The organism is Lactococcus sp. FSL W8-0209 (genome assembly GCF_038006585.1).
In the GTDB taxonomy this organism is placed as follows: Bacteria; Bacillota; Bacilli; order Lactobacillales; family Streptococcaceae; genus Lactococcus; species Lactococcus lactis.
The window spans coordinates 2,254,863-2,271,759 of record NZ_JBBOVN010000001.1; the positions used below are offsets into that span (position 1 = coordinate 2,254,863).

Sequence of the window (16,897 nt, forward strand, 5' to 3'; positions counted from 1 at the left end):
ATTATTTTACTGACAGAAATTCTGTCAGTAAATAGAATTGAGAAAAATGACTGTAAAACTTTTTATTGCTTCTACATTAGACGGCTATATTGCCACCAAAGAAGAAAGTCTCCAATGGCTTTTTGATGTTGAGGGTGAGGGTGATAACGGCTATGGTGCTTTTTATAGTGGTATTGATACAATCATTATGGGGAAAAAGACTTATGATTGGTTAGAAAAAGAGCAAGCCGGTCAGTGGCCTTATTCTGACAAAACTTCTTATATTTTAACTCATCAAGAAATTTCTTCTACTGACAATATCGTTTTTATTGACAAAGAAAAACTGACAGAGCTGTCAGTAAATTTTGCGGATACTGACAAAAATATCTGGGTTGTTGGCGGCGGAGAAGTCATCAAACTTTTTCTTGAAAATCATTGGGTTGATGAATTACAAGTTACCATTGCCCCAGTTTTACTAGGAGGCGGAATTCCACTTTTTCCGTCAGGAAATTACAAAGAGAAACTTCAACTGATTGATACAAAAACCTACGGACAATTTGTTGAATTACATTATTTAGTAAAAAAATAGATACTGACAATTTTGTCAGTATTTTTTAAGCCTTAAAACCTTGTGAAATCTCAAAAAATTGCTATAATATTCTTTATGACTATGGACAAAATTTACAACGAATCGTGGAAAATTGGCGATATCGAAATAAAAAATAAAATTGTGTTAGCACCAATGGCCGGAATTACGAATAAAGCTTTTCTGACTACTGCTAAAGAATTTGGAGCTGGACTTGTTGTAACTGAAATGATTTCTGATAAAGGAATTGAACATCGCAACAAAAAAACTTTGGAAATGATGGATTTTGAAGGGGTACCTCATCCACTCTCAATGCAAATTTTTGGGGGTGAAGTAGATACTTTGGTTGAAGCAGCCAAATTTGTTGAAGCAAATACTGTTGCTGATATTATTGATATCAATATGGGTTGCCCAGTACCCAAAGTAACTAAAAACGAAGCCGGTTCTCGTCTTTTGCTTGATCCTGATAAAGTTTATGATGTGGTCTCTGCTGTTTCTAAAGCTATTTCAAGACCATTAACAGTGAAAATCCGAGTTGGTTGGGATGATGACCACCTTTTTGCAGTTGAAAATGCTAAAGCAATTGAAGCGGGAGGCGGAGCGGCTGTTTCTATGCATGCACGAACCAAAGCACAAGCTTATACAGGAAATGCTCAAGAAAATTGGCACTGGCTCAAAAAATTGACCGAAAATGTCAATATTCCGGTCATCGGAAATGGCGATGTCAAGACTCCTGAAGATGCGAAACGCATGATTGATGAAACAGGCGTCACTGCGGTCATGATGGGAAGAGCAGCCCTTGGAAACCCTTGGATTCTTCATCGTACCGAGCATTATCTACGAACAGGTGAGCTATTGCCTGAACCAACAGTTGCGGAAAAAATGGAAATTGCAAAACTTCACTTGGCACGTCTCGTCGAATTAAAAGGTGATAATCTTGCTAGCCGAGAATTTCGTCAGCATGCAGCATATTACCTAAAAGGAGCTTCTCGTGCAGCAAAAGTAAAAGTTGCTGTCAATCAAGCAGAATCACAAGCAGAAATTATCACTATTCTCGATAATTTTGTGAATGGAATCAAATAAAACGATATGAAATCTGGAAATTTCCAGGTTTTTTAGTTATAATAAATATAGAAATAAATATTCACACAATTCCGAAAATAGAAAGGGTTTTCTATATGCGTACAACAAAAGCCACTGAAGAAATCGAAAAAGCTATTATTCACCTGAAGAAAGCAAAACGAGAAATTAGTAATTATACTTTTGAATACAATGTTCAAAACTTGATTCAGTTAGATAAGACAATTAAGCAGTTGGAAAATATCAAAACTGGAATCAATGCAGATAGTTTTTCTGTTGAAGGAGTCAAATCTACCGGTGAAATTGAAGGCGCACGTCTTTCAAGATAATTAATTTCACTGACAAAAATAAAAAATAGCTCTCTGGAGCTATTTTTTTCCTTTTTTAGCCACTTTATAACGACTGCGTGGATAAGTAAAATCACCAATGACTTCATGAACATTTATAATTGATGTGAAAGCATTCGGGTCAAGAATAGACAAAATTTGTTTTACTTCTTGAATTTCTCCAGGGTTTAAAACAACATATAGAATTTCTTTAGAATTTCCTGAGTAAGCCCCTTCTCCATGTAAATAAGTCGCGCTACGACCGATTTCTTCAATAATTGCTTTAGCAATTTCAGCATGGTTATTCGTGATAATAAGCATTCCTCGAACCGTATAACCACCAGATTGAACCACATTAATTACTTGTGCTGCCACAAAACTTGCAATCAAAGTGTACATCATATGGCGTAAATCAATATAGCTTAATGAAAGTAACATCACACAAGCATCAAAGATAAAGAAAGTTCGCCCAACAGCGACCCCAGCCTTAATCTGCAAAAGCTTGGCAATAATATCGGCCCCACCAGTCGTTCCACCAAAACGGAAAACTAAACCAATTCCTGTTCCGGCAAATACACCAGCGAGCAAAGCAGCGATTAAATAATCATGGCCAACATTAATTGCGACTGGAATCCGTTGGAAAATCCACATCCAGATTGAAAGACTCACGATTCCCCAAATTGTATAAACAAAGGTTCGGCGCCCAAGAAAGCGATAGCCAAGAATTAAAAGTGGAATATTTAAGATAAGCTGGGTGTAGGAAGGGTCAATATTCAATAAAGCATAACCAATCAATGAAAGCCCAGCGACTCCACCTTCAGCCAAGTGGTTCCCCATGTTGAACTCAACAAAACCAAAGGCATAGATTGCTGTACCAATTGTAACAGCAAGAAGTTGCAAAAAATGCACCTTAGATAATTTTTTCATAATATTCCTCAAAAATTTCGATGAAATATCCTTGCCGAGGGCAAGGACGTTTAAATCTATTGTAGTTTAAATTTAGAATTTAGTCAACTTTTGAAAACTTCTCCCTTTTTAACTTAAATATCTTAAAAAAAATAGCTCAATGAGCTATTTTATTTTTTTAAATCTTTAAATCTACCCCGTTTAGGAGAGAAATCTCCCACAACTTCATGAACATTGATGACTGAAGCGAAGGCATTCGGGTCAATTACCGATAGAATTTGTTTTACTTCTTGTATTTCACTTGGGTTAAGAACAACGTAAAGCACTTCTTTTTAAGTTCCTGAATAGGCTCCTTCACCGTGTAAATATGTTGCGCTTCGGCCAATTTCTTCAATAATTGTTTTAGCAACTTCTACATGATGATTTGTGATAATAAGCATTCCCCGAACTGTATAACCACCATTTTGAATCAAATTAATCATTTGCATTGAAATAAAGCTGGCAATCAAAGTATACATCATATGTTTAAGGTCAACATAACTTAAAGATAGAGCCAAAATACAAGAGTCAAAGATAAAAAGCATTCGCCCAACAGGAATTCCTTTTTTTATTTGAAATAACTTAGCAAGAATATCCGTCCCACCTGTTGTTCCACCAAAGCGAAAGACTAATCCAATTCCTGAACCTGAAAAAACTCCGGCGAGTAAAGCGGCTATTAGAGTATCATTTCCAATATTAATTGTAAAACTGACCCTTTGGAAAATCCAGATCCAAACAGCTAAACTCACTATTCCCCAAATTGTATAAATAAAGGTTCTTCTTCCTAAAAAACGATAACCTATCATCAAAAGAGGAATATTGATTAAAAGTTGAACATAAGAAGGGTCAATATGCCATAAAGCATAAGAAATCAAAGAAAGTCCGGCGACCCCTCCTTGAGCTAAGTGATTCGCCATATTAAAGGCGACAAAGCCAAAAGCATAAATTCCAGTACCAATTGCGATGGCAAGCAAGTACAAAAAATGTACTCGTGCAAATCTTTTCATTTTATTTCCTCCTTTATTTTTTCAGATAATAAGGGGAGAAAGTCCTCCTTTTGGCTTTCTCCCTTTTATCTTTCTTTTTTCAATGTAAAACCTAAGCAGTTAGTCTTCTACTTCTGCAAATTTTCCAAGCACTCGAACATTCTCCGATATTGATACAAAAGCATGTTCGTCATATTTTTGAATAATATCCTTGAATTCCTGATATTCATACATTGTAATGACAGTCATGAGGACGGTCTGACTGGTATGTGTATAGCCACCTTCCGCGTCATGTAAAATGGTTACTCCATGTTTAAAACGATTCACTAATTTCTTTGTCAGTAATTCTGGATTTTTAGTTACAATCATTACTTGAAGACGTTTTTGTCTTGTAAAGATTGCATCTTGTACACGAGAATTAACGAAAATAGCAATTAAACTATAGAGCATGTATTCCCAGCCAAAAAGAACTCCGGCTGTAAAAATAATCACACCATTGACCAGAAATGCCAAAGTTCCAACACTTCTTCCTGTTTTCTTACGCATATAGAGGCTGACGATATCAGTCCCTCCAGAAGAAATCCCAGATTTCATTGCATTCCCAACACCAAATCCCATAATTGCCCCACCAAAGACAGCATTAATAACTGGCTCATGAGTTAAGGACGTCACTGGAATAAAATGAATGAAAACTGAACTCATAACAACTGTAATCACTGTATAAACGGTGAACTGTTTGCCTATTCCTCGCCAAGCAAGAATGAAAAGTGGCGCATTTACTAATATCAAAGAAGCAGAAATAGGTAAGATATTATGACCACTTATTCTTGCTACTAATTCAGTAACAACCTGAGCTGCCCCCGTCGCACCAGAAGCATACACATGTCCTGGCTGATAGAAAAAGTTCAATGCGAATGATGAGAAGACAGCATAAACAACTGCTGCCGAAAATTTATTTGCCATTTTTTCAGCGCCAATAGATTTTAAAACTTGATAAAGTCCAATTCTATCTAGAAGGCCGCCGAGAATTTTATTGATCTTTGTTTGCAAGTTTAATACTCAATTCTTCCAGTTGTTTTTCAGCAACTATGGATGGAGCCTGTGTCATTGGGTCAGAGGCTTTGTTATTTTTAGGGAAAGCAATTACTTCACGGATATTGTCTTTTCCAGCAAGCAACATTACGAAACGGTCAAGACCTAGCGCCAAACCGCCATGTGGTGGGAAACCATAATCAAGTGCTTCAAGCAAGAAACCAAATTGTTCGTTTGCATCTTCTAATTTAAAGCCAAGAGCGCTCAACATTTCTTCTTGAAGTTGGCGGGTATTAATTCTTAATGACCCTCCACCAAGTTCATAACCATTTAAAACAATATCATAAGCATGGGCACGAACTTTTTTCAAATCAGAATCTTTGCTATGTCCGTCAGCAGATAAAAAAGCTTGTGTTTCTTTCGTTGGTAAAGTAAATGGATGGTGAGCAGACATATAACGCTCTTCTTCATCTGACCACTCAAACATAGGCCAATCAATGACCCAAAGGAAATTGAACTGACGGAAATCAATCAATCCTTGTTGTTTACCAATCGTTAAACGAAGCGCACCAAGAGCTGAATTTGCTACATCAAGACTGTCAGCAACGAAGAGCACCAAGTCATTGTCAGTCAATTTCAATTCATTAACAAAGCTGTCAGTAGATTCTGCTAAGAATTTAGAAACGCCACCAGCAAATTCACCTTTTTCAAATTTAACCCAAGCAAGGCCTTTGGCCCCATTTTGTTTGGCTTGTTCTGTCAATTTATCAATTGCCTTACGAGAATATTTGTCAGCAGCATCTTTGACAACAATCGCTTTAACAACTTCTGCTTCTTGGAAAACTTTGAAATCAATTGTTTTAGCAAGTGCTGACAAATCTGTCAGTAACAATTCAAAACGAGTATCAGGTTTGTCAGAACCATAAAAGTTCATGGCATCATCATATTTCATACGTGGGAAAGGTAAAGTGACATCAATTCCTTTCACATCTTTCATGACTTTAGCAATTAACCCTTCTGTCAAATCTTGAATCTCTTCTTCTGACAAAAATGATGTTTCTAAATCGACTTGTGTGAATTCTGGCTGACGGTCACCACGTAAATCTTCATCACGGAAACATTTAACAATTTGATAATAACGATCAAGTCCAGCAGTCATTAAAAGCTGTTTCATTAATTGTGGTGATTGTGGAAGAGCATAAAATTCACCTTTATTAACACGAGATGGAACAAGATAATCACGCGCTCCTTCTGGTGTTGATTTATTTAAAAATGGTGTTTCAACATCAATGAATCCTGCTCCATCCAAATATTCACGAATTGAACGAGTCGTCGCATGACGCATTGTGATATTTTTAAGCATTTCTGGACGACGTAAATCAAGGTAACGATATTTCAAACGAGTATCATCAAGAACTTCAACATCATCTTTAATTTCAAAAGGTGTTGTTTTAGAAGTAGACAAAATTTCAATGGCAGTCGCTTCAATTTCAATACCACCAGTTTTAATTTTGTCATTCTTGCTTGCGCGCTCAACAACTTTACCTGTCACCTCAAGAACAAATTCATTGCGTGCTTTATCAGCTGCTTCTGCCACATCAGCCGCTGCTGTTTCAGGATTGACAACGATTTGGACAATCCCTTCTCGGTCACGTAAATCAATGAAAATTAATCCACCAAGATTACGGCGTTTGGCTACCCAGCCTTTAACCGTAACCGTTTGATTTAAGTATTCTTCTGTAATATTTCCCGCGTAATTTGTACGTTTCATATAAATGTAAATTTTACTCTTCTAGTACACAAAGTAAAATTTTACTCCTCTTTCTTTTTATTATCTATAGTTTTGTTTTTCAGGTATGACACCACGAACACCACCGGTTGGATTCTTTACATCTCCATGATGCCGCGGTATTAGATGAACATGACAATGAAAAACAGTTTGTCCAGCTGCTTTACCAACATTAATGCCAATATTGTAGGCCTCGGCATGAAATTTCTCAGTTAAATTATCTTTTGATAAGTCTAAAAGTTCTTCAATTGCTTTTCTTTCAGCTTTGGTCATCTCAAAATATGAAGACACATGTCTTTTAGGCGTAATCAACATATGACCTTCACTGACTGGATAGGCATCATAAAATGCCTGTGCCAATTCATTTTCAAAGATTGTATCTTTCATCTGACAAAATGGACAATCCGTCATCAATTCACCCCTGCTTTAAGTCACTTAAAGTTCTTCATCCGCATAAATCTCTTCAAAAATCGGTGCAAATGATTCATGAACAGCTTTAAGTGTTGTTTCTACTTGTTTACGTGTTTGATTATGTTTCACTTTGATTTGACCTGTGCGAATCTCATCTTCTCCAAGTGTAATAATCAACTCAGCACCCAATTTTTCAGCCGTTTTAAATTGCGCTCCTAGTTTTCGATTTGAGAAATCACGTTCGACTTTAAAGGCCTGTTCACGTAGGCTTTCAGCTAATTTTGTTGCTTCAAGATTTGCTTTTTCGCCCATTACAGCAATATAAACATCCAAAGTTTCTTCAGGAATGAAATTAATTTCTTGTTTTTGAGCAATCATCAAAAGTCTTTCAATTCCTAAACCAAAACCAAAGGCAGGAGTTGCTGGTCCGTCGAAATATTCAACTAGCCCATCATAACGTCCACCACCACATACAGTCAAATCTTTGCCATCAAAATCAACAATAAATTCAAAAATTGTATCATTATAATAATCTAAACCACGAACCATATTTGGGTCAATAGTGTACTCAATATGTAAGGATTCAAGCAAGGCTTTCACTTCTTCAAAATAAGCCTTTGAAGCTTCATTGAGATAGTCTAAAATAGCTGGAGCGTTTTTAACAATTGCGATGTCTTCTGCTTCTTTACTATCCAAAACGCGTAAAGGATTTTCATTGAGACGACGACGGCTATCTTCTGAAAGTTGATTTTCAAAAGGAGTCAAATAATCAATCAATGCTTGACGGTAAGCCATGCGACTTTCCATATCTCCAAGTGTATTTAGAGCTAGTTTAAGACCAGTAATTCCTAACTGGCGGAAAAGTGTGTCAGCCATTGCAATAATTTCTACATCAACTGCTGGATTTTTCACTCCTAAACACTCTACACCAAATTGATGAAATTGACGTAAACGTCCTGATTGTGGACGTTCATAACGAAACATTGGTGCGTCATACCATAGCTTCACTGGTTTTACTACTTCAGGGGCATAGAGTTTATTCTCAATATAAGCCCGAACAGCTGAGGCAGTTCCTTCTGGACGAAGCGCAATATGACGTCCTCCTTTATCCTCAAAATCATACATTTCTTTGGTAACAATATCACTTGTTTCACCTGTTGCACGACTAAAAAGTTCATAGCTTTCAAACATTGGTGTCCGAATTTCTTTGAAATTATAATCATTGAAAACACCACGAGCAATTTCTTCGATGTACTGCCATTTTGCAGTTTCAGCAGGCAGTAAATCTGCTGTTCCTTTTGGTTTTTGAAGTTTCATTTTTTTCCTTTCGGTTAACTGGGAGTAGAAATCTTTATGATTATTCATTGGGTTTGAACATTCATTTCAAAGATACCGTTTACATAAGAAAGCACCCTAAAGCTTCTCGCTCTAGGGTGCATCATTGCACGGTACCACCTAAATTTGCTCCTAGAAAATCAGAGCCTCAGATTGATTATAATGTTATCACCGATAAACACTGTCACAAACCCTATGAGCTTTCACCAACACTCACTCTCTTTTCTATTATTGTAACGCAAAAAGTGAGCCAAAGCAAGCAACTTTTGTAGGATTTAGAAAATATTTTAACTTCTATGATTCTTCTAAATTAAGAACATGGCGATTATAATATTTTTGAGCAAAATCACGACTAATAGGAACTTCTAAAAAGTCAAATAAGGCAATCACTCTAAGCATTTCTTTTTGACCTTCTATTTTTCCATTCCTATAATCTAAATAAGCCCAAGCAAAGCGATAAAGTCCTTGGACATGTGTATCAAGTGCTTCTGCATAATGATGAACCATTGATAATAAGTCACTTGCTTTTTGGGTTTCCCCTCTACTTATGAGTGTCATAGCATATCGCCCGGCAGTCTGTACAATACGACGTCGATAAATTAATTTTCCTTTATATTCTTTCTCATGTAAATTAATATCTGATAATATTGCATAAACTAAAGAGTAAGGGAGTTGCCAAGCATTTAAAGCCAAAATTCCTAAACTATATTCAAGCCAAAGCTCGATTCCAAATAAAAAATCACCAATTTCTGTTACTTCTTCATCATTTAATATTTGATGACAAGCTTTAGCAGTTAATTCTAAGACACGGTAATCAGTGTATTGTCTGGTCAATCTTTCTTGCGAATGCAATTCAAGCCACTCATTGTTATAGTTCAAAGTTTCAAAATTTTCTTTAAGTATCTTACCTTTTATTTCTTGATTATTCGCATATTTGTGTGCTTCATTTTGAATCATTTCTGCTTCCGCAAATTCTTCTCTTAACTGTATCCTATCCAACCAGTTGATATAATGAACAAAATAATCATCCTTACTTCCATTGATAATATAAGAAAAATCCTGTTCCGGAATATGCATGAGCCCAAGCATTGCATCAATCACATCATACGGTAGCAAAATTTTTCCACTTTCAAATAGCTTCAAACGAACAGGATTTACGCCAACTGGAATAAAAAAATCATCACGATAGCCTTGCTGGTAGCGAATGATATGAAACTTTTCCCCATAAACTTCATCAACTCGACTTTCTCCAGATAAATACATAAAGTCACTCAAAGTATAACCCATAAATTTTAAAAGTTCAGCTAATCTCTCAAATGAAATATTTGAAGTCCCGTTTTCAAACCTAACAATTCCATTTTTAGAAATAATTGATTCTAAATCTTTATATTTAAAACCTGCCAGTTGACGCAACTCTTTGAAACAAGTACCATAATTTTGTGACTTTTGTTTCATCTAATTATCACTCTTTTAATAATATCGTTTTATTATATAACTATTTGTTTGCGTTTTCAAGTCCTGAATCAGTTTTTTAAGATATAAAAAGACCCTGAAGAGGGTCTTCTACTTTCGATTCAATGTCAGTCCGACTTTTTTATCTTGGATACCAATTTAACGATTAGAAAAAAGATTCCTGCTACAAAAATGATTGAGGCTAGAAATACTATAGTCACTAAAAACATAATCGGTTTCTCCTTATCATAAAAGATAGCCTAATCCTATTGATGTAATAACACCGAAAACCATAAGGCTTAAAAAGCAAAGCGTAGCAAATAGAAGGTAGACTAGATTTAAATCATTATTTTTTTCTTTGATATAAAAGTAAAGATAGAAGATAAAGGAAAAAGCGGGAATTCCTAACAATAGTAAGACAGGCACCAGCCAATCAACCGGACTTATATTACTTAACATCTTACCGATAAGTTCAAAAGACTTATTCATAAAACTAATCTGACTAAAGAAGGGAGCAGAGAGCCAAAGCCAAATGGTCAGTAAAATAGGAATTGTTTTTTTGATTGTCATAGTTTAGTATCTTCCTACCTGATAAGGAGCGTATGCTTGGGTAAATAAAGCGGGTAACCCTGTCGGTACGACAACTCCACTTCCTATCCCATACATAACCGGTAAATCACCAGTGCCATAATAATAAGCTTGCCAAACTAATTTTGAACAATAGTTAGGATTTACTCCTTTAATATCAGTGGTAATTCTATAATCAATATGAATGTTTTTAGTTATACTTCCAGTGGTAGAATAATAATGAGTATCTGCATATTGAGCAACTTGTCTTGCTAAACCAGTATTTCTTATTCTGTAAACAGATGTCCATTCTTTAATATGTTCAGTAATCCATTGTCTTTTAGGGAGTTGACGATTATTATCTGCTATTCCCCAAAACCAATTAGCCCCACCTGGCATTTCTAAAACATAACCGTCCGCATTTAAGATAGCTGCATGTCCAATTACTCCCGTAGGAAAGTCTCCACCAACGATTAAAATATCACCGGCTTGGGTATCACGACAGAATTTGTCAATATTATCTTGTGCCGTTCTCAGTCTAATATTTGACTCAGCGGGGGTTTTAAGTTGTAAGACTGGTTCTTTTGTGTCAGTCATAACACCATAATTATTGAGTTTTAACCATGATTCATAAGTGATTGATGAATCATAATTTTTGTATTCTTCATAGGAGGGGCGCATAGTAGAAATTTCGTCTTTTTCCCAATTTGCTTTTGGATAAAGATTGGGGTCAATAATGTTTTCGTTGACAGCTTTATCATAAAGACTTCCAACATTTGTGAATTCATCAGCATTAACGATTAGTCCTGTAAACAGAACTAATCCCAGTAGTAGTGCGATGAGGCTTCCAATTTTAAATTTTTTCATTTGCTTGTCTCCTTTTTAGGTTCAGGGCGCAAGACTTTTTTTGTAATAATATTTTCTGTTCATTTGTGCAAAAAATCTCCTTTCTATTGTGAACCCATGTATTTTTTCTTTTTTAAACTTATGATGCAAATCGGCATCATAGAGCCTTGTGACCTCAGAATCCATAAGTCATTCCGGGATGTCCGTATCTAGTTTCTACTGCTGTCTTTATAAGTTTTTTATGTGCACTATCCTTATATGATGTAATAGTAACTCTTGTTTGATATGATTTAGGATTATAAAATAACCCTGTATTTCCTACAATTCTAACTTCGATTTTTCCTGTAAAATACACATTTTTACTTGAATCAGCTATATAATCATAAATGGCAGGTGTCAAGGCAGCTGCTACGGCTGTCTTAATTTCTCCAGAACTTGCATTGCCTTTTTTGGCCAAAAGAAGAACTACTGCAGTAGTAACAATTGATTTTTGAACTGCACGAGTGGCTTTTTGAATATTTGTATTTGAACTATATGATTTCCATGTCACCCATTGGGTAGGGTAGGGTAAGTGGAAGCTTCTACTTCATCACAAAATATTGAATCACCATTTTTTACAATATTCATATCCACTGATGAATTATTTTCAGGGGTTGGATTATTACTGAATTTGCTATAGGTAAAACTTACAACAAAGTAGATAATCACCGCAAAAATAATTATAAGAATGAACTTTAGTCCTTTTTTCATAATCTTTTCTTCCCTTTTTCTAATTGGATTATCCAATAAATATTAGTTTAGGTTACACAAATAATCATTTTGGTTGTTTATATAAAATTGAAAACTATTTTTCTCTACTATTGCAGGAGTTTACTTGTTGCTAAATTTACAATCGAGTTTTATCTTTTTTATTTTCAAAATCATTATAACAGCTGATTTTTCGACTTCTTTTATTCGTGCCATATCTGGCACTCCAAATAAAAAAATCCAAGTAGAAATACTTGAATTTTTTTATTTTCTATTTGGAAATGATTAATCAGCATTTCTAAAAACTTGCATATTTTTAGCAAAATAGTCATAGCCACTATAAATGGTAAAGAAGACACAAACATAAAAGAGGATTGTTCCTATATACAAGGGATTCCCAATGAAAAGGAAAATAACGCTCAACATTTGTGTGGCAGTTTTGATTTTACCAGGCATTGCAGCCGCCATAACAACTCCACCTTGTTCAACCAATAAGAGGCGCAATCCTGTAACCGCAAGCTCACGGCAAATGATAATTGCAACAGCCCACATTGGAACAACATGAAGTCCAACAAGAACAACAAAGGCAACCATATTGAGCATTTTATCGGCCAATGGGTCAGCAAATTTACCAAAATTGCTGACAACATGCCATTTACGGGCGAGATATCCATCAAGCCAGTCAGTAAATGAGGCTACGGCAAATACAATTGCTGCGATAACCCACATCACTGAACTATGGTCTTGTGAAACAAAACCATTAAAATGTGCACCTTCTGGTAAATAAAATAAAATCACAAAGATTGGAATCATAAAAATCCTTGCCATTGTCAATTGATTGGGTAATTTCTCTTTCATAGTTCTCCTTTTACAGCTTAAAATAAGCCTCAACTTTTATTTATTGAGCAGCTGAATTGCTTGTCGTTCGATTAATTTGTAAAGTAATTTTATTTGGTCCAGTTGTGGTTAGTGATGATAAATCAAGAGCTTTTCCATTAACCGTAATGGTAAGCCCTTGAACACTTCCAAGTGTAATTACTGAATTTTCTGCGCCTGTTGTCACTAAAGCAGACAGACTATTGGCTCCATCAGATAATGTTTGACCAGTTGCTGGAACATTGGAATTCGTCATGCCAACCCAAATTGTTCGTCCTGCTGCAACTGAAAAATCAACTTTTATAGGGTCAGAAATATTAGAAATTGTGGCAATCAATGCCGAACTTGAGCCTGAGATAGCAATTGTTGGTTCAGGTGTACTACTACTTGCTTGTGTACTACTTTCTGATGGTTTTGTAGAGCTTGTAGAAGACTTAGAAGTACTAACTTCACTCTTTGAATAAGAATAATCATTGGTTATTAAATCTGGTGTTTCTGGTTTATTCATAATTACCGCTGCAAAAACACCTACTACAATTAATAATGCCGCTGCTGATAAAGAAATAATTGGTACATAATGACGCCATGTTTTTGGCACTTCTTCCTCAGGTTCTACTCGCTCACTCGGTTTCACAAAATGATAATTTTCTAGGATATCCTCTTTATCCTCAACTGTGATTCCTTTGCCTTCATCATAGGCTTGAATAATTCTATCTGCATTCAACCCCAATTTTTCTGCATATTGTTTGAGGTAAGCTTTAATGTAAAAGTCACCCGGTAGGGCTTTATAGTCATCTGTCTCCAGTGCTACGATATATAATTTTTGTACTTGAGTTAATTGTTCTGCTTCAGAAAGATCAAGTCCAAGCGATGTCCGCTTTTCTTTTAAGACTTGTCCGATTGTTTTGATTGTCAACATATCCTCCCTTCATTTTTGTACTGCACATCGATTGTTAATTATCACTGTTCTTTGTTTATTTTGGAGATTTTTACTATCTCGCCTTAGAAATTGCGCTGACAAAGTTTCACTGAAACTTTGAGCGACTTTTTATTTTACTGACAGAAAGATTTTAATAGGCTTGAATTTCTGTCAAAGGATATCCGTTGGGACTTTAGTCCCTTACGGATATCCTTAAATTTCTGTCAGTAGATTTTTAGCTTTTCTGTCTTACTGACAGAGGGATTTATTTAGGTAAAATTGTAAATTCTACTTTTTTCATCTCAGAAATAAATTGGTCAGCAAATTTTTCAATTTCTGACAGACTTAATTCTTTCAAAATTTCAGGGAAATCAAAGAAAGTTAAGTCACCATAAATTTCTGATGAAAATTGATTCGCAATATATTCAAGCGAATTTAATGAACTAAAATAATCTCCCAACATTTCTCTTTTGAGTAAGTCGAGATGTTCCTCACTAAAATCTCTATCTATTTTATAACTTTTTATGGCTTCTTGCAAAGTTTGACCTAAAATTTGCGGATTTTCTGTGTCAGCAGTCAACACTGCAAAATGAAATCTCTTGTCCAAATCAAAGGAGAAACCAAAGGAATCGTCGATTAGGCCTGAATTATAAAGCTCTTCATAGCGCTGACTGGTTCTACCAAAAAGCAAATCGAGAAAAAGTTGATTGGCTAATTTATATTTAAATAGGGTCTTTGAGTCACTTGAAAGTTGGTCTTCACCGCGCAGACCCAAAGCAAATTTTGGCATGGCGACTTCAAGTTCCAAACTCTCTCCCAAAATTGGTTCGCTCGCTTTAATTTCTTTTCTTTGAATTTCTGCTAAATCAGCAAAGTCTTTTTTAGCTTGATTACTTCTTACAAAGTCTGACATCATCTCAATATCAAAAGGACCTGTTAGGAACAAATTCATATTTTTAGGATGATAAAAAACTTCATAATTTTTATACAAATCATCTGCCGTAATGGCATTAATTGTTGCCGGTGTACCAGCAATATCAGCTTCTAAAGGAGAATCAGGGTACATTTTTTCCAAAAGTCCTGCAAAAAGACGCCAATCGCTGTCATCTTGATACATTTGGATTTCTTGTTGAATAATTCCTTGTTCTTTTTCAACATTTTCTTTTGTAAAATAAGGTTTTTGGACAAAATCAAGTAAAAGTTCTGTACATTCATAAGAATTTTCGCGAGTAGAAAAAAGGTATGAAGTCCTTGAAAAACTTGTAAAAGCATTAGTTTGAGCTCCCAAAGCTCCAAACTTATACATGACATCACCCTCTTCTTTTTCAAAAAGTTTATGCTCTAAGAAATGGGCGATTCCTTCTGGAAAAGTCTGAAATTCACTTTCTCCCAATGGGACAAAACTTGTATCAAGTGAACCAAAATTTGTAGTGAACAAGCCGTAAGTTCGATTGTAATCTGCTTTTGGAAGATAATAAACTGTCAAGCCATTAGGCAAAATATCTGTAAATAATCTCTCACCTATTTTTTCATAAAACTTACTTTTCAAGGCTGACCTCCATTTTTTCCTGATTCACAGTAAATCCTTTCATAAAGTATTCTGCCTGCAGATTTAATGATTTTGCAACGCTAATCAAATCGGCTTTTGAAACAGATTCGAGGGCATTTAAAAATTCAGACATCGGTAAAAATTTATCTGGAATAAGTGCTTTTACATACTCTAGCTCAATAGTGTTTGACGGCGAATCCTGCCCCACAAAATAAGCATTTCGTAACATTGTTTTGGTTTGCTCAACTTCTAATTCTGTAAAATCTCCTGATTTTATGGCTTCTAATTGTTCAAAGATTAAACTTTTGGCTTCTTCATAATTTTCAACGTCAATTCCAGCTGCAATTTTTAGAAAACCTGTGAAAGAATCAAAAGTTGAAGAAATTGAATAGGCTAAACTTGCTTTTTCCCGAACATTGGTAAAGAGTTTTGAATGAGCAAAACCTCCCAAAAGTCCATTCATCACTTGCAAAGCAAGGTAGTTTTTGTCTCCATAAGCAATTGGCATTTGATAAGCGAATTGCAAAATAGATTGAGCAACCTCTTTTTCATCTGTCACTACTGAGCTTTCTGTCAGTGATTGTTGATAAAAAATTTCTTTACTGACAGCTCTGTCAGTAAAATTGAAGTCTGAGAATCGTTCAATCATTCGTTTTTCATCTACATCACCTAAGACAAAGATATCAATGGCATTGTCTGTCAGCATTTTTTGATAATATTCAAAAACGGCTTTTGGATTTTCTTTGGCAATCAATTCGCTCGTTCCAACACTTGGTAGTGCTTGATTTTCATCTTCAAAGAATAAATTAGCCAACTGACGACTGGCATAATAAGAACGGTCATCATTCATTGAGGCCAAATAATGCAATAAATTTCTTTGCTCTCTTTTGAAAATTTCGGGATTGAATTGACCATTAGCAGCATCGGGTTGAAAAATTGCAATTTTCAAGAAATCGACTGCTGCTCCCAAAGTATCAAAATCAACAAGTTTAGGATTTACGATACTCATATTAAGAGAAAGTAAATGTTGTTTCCCTTTTTTAGCCACTCCTGTCGTAAACGAAGCGCCATACATTTCAGATAATTTGCGACTAAAATCTTTTCCGGTTTGATAAACCGCATTAGTGCTTTCGAGCATATTAGAAATAAGGACACGTTTTCCAAGGGTGTCAGCTGACATTTCTTCACGAAAACGAACCATTAGTCTTACTGTTTTAAATTTGCTTTCTTTAATGAGATGAAGCATCACTCCATCTGCCATTTTAATTTCTGTCAATTGACTATCACTTTCCTATTTTATCAAGCTTTTTCTAGTTATTAAGGCAACCTTTATTATACCAAAAACTGAAGCAATTTTGTGAGATTTCCTAACGAAAATGACGAATAATTTTTATCTTAAAGTTTCCTTATTTTATTCAATAAATTTCTAAATTTCCAATGAACTAAATTTCAGATTTATGTTAAAATAAGAC

Annotated in this window: 17 protein-coding genes and 1 pseudogene; 3 read left to right on the forward strand and 15 right to left on the reverse strand. The window is 35.2% G+C overall.

The window, feature by feature from the left end:
• The first annotated feature begins 46 nt into the window (after positions 1-46).
• From MKX45_RS11170 to MKX45_RS11180, 3 genes are all read left to right on the forward strand, one after another.
• Positions 47-568 carry a dihydrofolate reductase family protein gene (locus MKX45_RS11170; protein ID WP_015427081.1) on the forward strand — a complete coding sequence of 174 codons (522 nt, stop codon included), beginning with the start codon at positions 47-49 and terminating at the stop codon, positions 566-568.
• A gap of 75 nt (positions 569-643) precedes the next feature.
• Positions 644-1,648: a tRNA dihydrouridine synthase DusB gene (gene dusB, locus MKX45_RS11175; RefSeq protein ID WP_340817213.1), complete on the forward strand. Its 1,005-nt coding sequence runs from the start codon at positions 644-646 to the stop codon at positions 1,646-1,648.
• Between the two features lie 95 nt (positions 1,649-1,743).
• Positions 1,744-1,974 (forward strand): hypothetical protein, encoded by a 231-nt coding sequence (locus MKX45_RS11180; protein WP_004254795.1) that lies wholly within the window; start codon positions 1,744-1,746, stop codon positions 1,972-1,974.
• A 39-nt stretch (positions 1,975-2,013) separates the two neighbouring features.
• On the opposite strand, the gene MKX45_RS11185 is transcribed toward MKX45_RS11180, so the two are convergent.
• From MKX45_RS11185 to yfmF, 15 genes and pseudogenes are all read right to left on the reverse strand, one after another.
• Positions 2,014-2,898: a YitT family protein gene (locus tag MKX45_RS11185; protein ID WP_004254791.1), complete on the reverse strand. Its 885-nt coding sequence runs from the start codon at positions 2,896-2,898 to the stop codon at positions 2,014-2,016.
• Positions 2,899-3,047: 149 nt separating this feature from the next.
• A pseudogene (locus tag MKX45_RS11190) lies at positions 3,048-3,923 on the reverse strand (YitT family protein).
• A gap of 99 nt (positions 3,924-4,022) precedes the next feature.
• A complete protein-coding gene (locus MKX45_RS11195; protein ID WP_163646743.1) occupies positions 4,023-4,952 on the reverse strand; it encodes a YitT family protein in 930 nt (309 codons plus the stop codon).
• The gene (gene aspS / locus MKX45_RS11200; protein ID WP_128267814.1) at positions 4,933-6,705 is read right to left on the reverse strand and encodes an aspartate--tRNA ligase; all 1,773 of its coding nucleotides are present in this window, start codon (positions 6,703-6,705) and stop codon (positions 4,933-4,935) included. Before aspS ends, MKX45_RS11195 begins: the two co-directional genes overlap by 20 nt.
• Positions 6,706-6,765: 60 nt before the next feature.
• Positions 6,766-7,134, reverse strand: a complete 369-nt coding sequence (locus MKX45_RS11205; RefSeq protein ID WP_057720404.1) for an HIT family protein — start codon at positions 7,132-7,134, stop codon at positions 6,766-6,768.
• 24 nt (positions 7,135-7,158) lie between these two features.
• Entirely contained in the window at positions 7,159-8,451 is a 1,293-nt protein-coding gene (hisS, locus tag MKX45_RS11210) for a histidine--tRNA ligase (protein ID WP_012898483.1), read from the reverse strand.
• A 312-nt stretch (positions 8,452-8,763) separates the two neighbouring features.
• The gene (locus tag MKX45_RS11215; RefSeq protein ID WP_340817215.1) at positions 8,764-9,924 is read right to left on the reverse strand and encodes an Rgg/GadR/MutR family transcriptional regulator; all 1,161 of its coding nucleotides are present in this window, start codon (positions 9,922-9,924) and stop codon (positions 8,764-8,766) included.
• 243 nt (positions 9,925-10,167) lie between these two features.
• Positions 10,168-10,491: a hypothetical protein gene (locus tag MKX45_RS11220; protein ID WP_057720402.1), complete on the reverse strand. Its 324-nt coding sequence runs from the start codon at positions 10,489-10,491 to the stop codon at positions 10,168-10,170.
• Between the two features lie 3 nt (positions 10,492-10,494).
• On the reverse strand, positions 10,495-11,355 hold the full coding sequence (locus MKX45_RS11225) for a hypothetical protein (RefSeq protein WP_057720401.1): 861 nt from the start codon (positions 11,353-11,355) through the stop codon (positions 10,495-10,497).
• A gap of 154 nt (positions 11,356-11,509) precedes the next feature.
• Positions 11,510-11,884, reverse strand: a complete 375-nt coding sequence (locus tag MKX45_RS11230; RefSeq protein ID WP_057720400.1) for a hypothetical protein — start codon at positions 11,882-11,884, stop codon at positions 11,510-11,512.
• On the reverse strand, positions 11,881-12,084 hold the full coding sequence (locus tag MKX45_RS11235) for a hypothetical protein (protein WP_057720399.1): 204 nt from the start codon (positions 12,082-12,084) through the stop codon (positions 11,881-11,883). Before MKX45_RS11235 ends, MKX45_RS11230 begins: the two co-directional genes overlap by 4 nt.
• A 282-nt stretch (positions 12,085-12,366) precedes the next feature.
• Positions 12,367-12,939: a CDP-diacylglycerol--glycerol-3-phosphate 3-phosphatidyltransferase gene (gene pgsA, locus MKX45_RS11240; protein WP_012898490.1), complete on the reverse strand. Its 573-nt coding sequence runs from the start codon at positions 12,937-12,939 to the stop codon at positions 12,367-12,369.
• A gap of 40 nt (positions 12,940-12,979) precedes the next feature.
• On the reverse strand, positions 12,980-13,876 hold the full coding sequence (locus MKX45_RS11245; protein WP_015427088.1) for a helix-turn-helix domain-containing protein: 897 nt from the start codon (positions 13,874-13,876) through the stop codon (positions 12,980-12,982).
• A 265-nt stretch (positions 13,877-14,141) separates the two neighbouring features.
• Positions 14,142-15,425, reverse strand: coding sequence for an EF-P 5-aminopentanol modification-associated protein YfmH (yfmH, locus tag MKX45_RS11250; RefSeq protein WP_057720398.1), 1,284 nt, complete (start codon positions 15,423-15,425; stop codon positions 14,142-14,144).
• Positions 15,415-16,701 carry an EF-P 5-aminopentanol modification-associated protein YfmF gene (yfmF, locus tag MKX45_RS11255; protein WP_023164564.1) on the reverse strand — a complete coding sequence of 429 codons (1,287 nt, stop codon included), beginning with the start codon at positions 16,699-16,701 and terminating at the stop codon, positions 15,415-15,417. The genes yfmH and yfmF overlap by 11 nt, the downstream gene beginning before the upstream one ends.
• Positions 16,702-16,897: the final 196 nt, after the last annotated feature.

Excerpts from the sequence above, each read along its gene's own strand:
- MKX45_RS11220 (WP_057720402.1), bottom strand. The coding sequence starts at position 10,491 with ATGACAATCAAAAAAACAATTCCTATTTTACTGACCATTTGGCTTTGG.
- MKX45_RS11180 (WP_004254795.1), top strand. The coding sequence starts at position 1,744 with ATGCGTACAACAAAAGCCACTGAAGAAATCGAAAAAGCTATTATTCAC.
- MKX45_RS11235 (WP_057720399.1), bottom strand. The coding sequence starts at position 12,084 with ATGAAAAAAGGACTAAAGTTCATTCTTATAATTATTTTTGCGGTGATT.
- MKX45_RS11205 (WP_057720404.1), bottom strand. The coding sequence starts at position 7,134 with ATGACGGATTGTCCATTTTGTCAGATGAAAGATACAATCTTTGAAAAT.
- MKX45_RS11245 (WP_015427088.1), bottom strand. The coding sequence starts at position 13,876 with ATGTTGACAATCAAAACAATCGGACAAGTCTTAAAAGAAAAGCGGACA.
- pgsA (WP_012898490.1), bottom strand. The coding sequence starts at position 12,939 with ATGAAAGAGAAATTACCCAATCAATTGACAATGGCAAGGATTTTTATG.
- aspS (WP_128267814.1), bottom strand. The coding sequence starts at position 6,705 with ATGAAACGTACAAATTACGCGGGAAATATTACAGAAGAATACTTAAAT.
- MKX45_RS11215 (WP_340817215.1), bottom strand. The coding sequence starts at position 9,924 with ATGAAACAAAAGTCACAAAATTATGGTACTTGTTTCAAAGAGTTGCGT.
- MKX45_RS11170 (WP_015427081.1), top strand. The coding sequence starts at position 47 with ATGACTGTAAAACTTTTTATTGCTTCTACATTAGACGGCTATATTGCC.
- MKX45_RS11225 (WP_057720401.1), bottom strand. The coding sequence starts at position 11,355 with ATGAAAAAATTTAAAATTGGAAGCCTCATCGCACTACTACTGGGATTA.
- dusB (WP_340817213.1), top strand. The coding sequence starts at position 644 with ATGACTATGGACAAAATTTACAACGAATCGTGGAAAATTGGCGATATC.
- MKX45_RS11185 (WP_004254791.1), bottom strand. The coding sequence starts at position 2,898 with ATGAAAAAATTATCTAAGGTGCATTTTTTGCAACTTCTTGCTGTTACA.
- hisS (WP_012898483.1), bottom strand. The coding sequence starts at position 8,451 with ATGAAACTTCAAAAACCAAAAGGAACAGCAGATTTACTGCCTGCTGAA.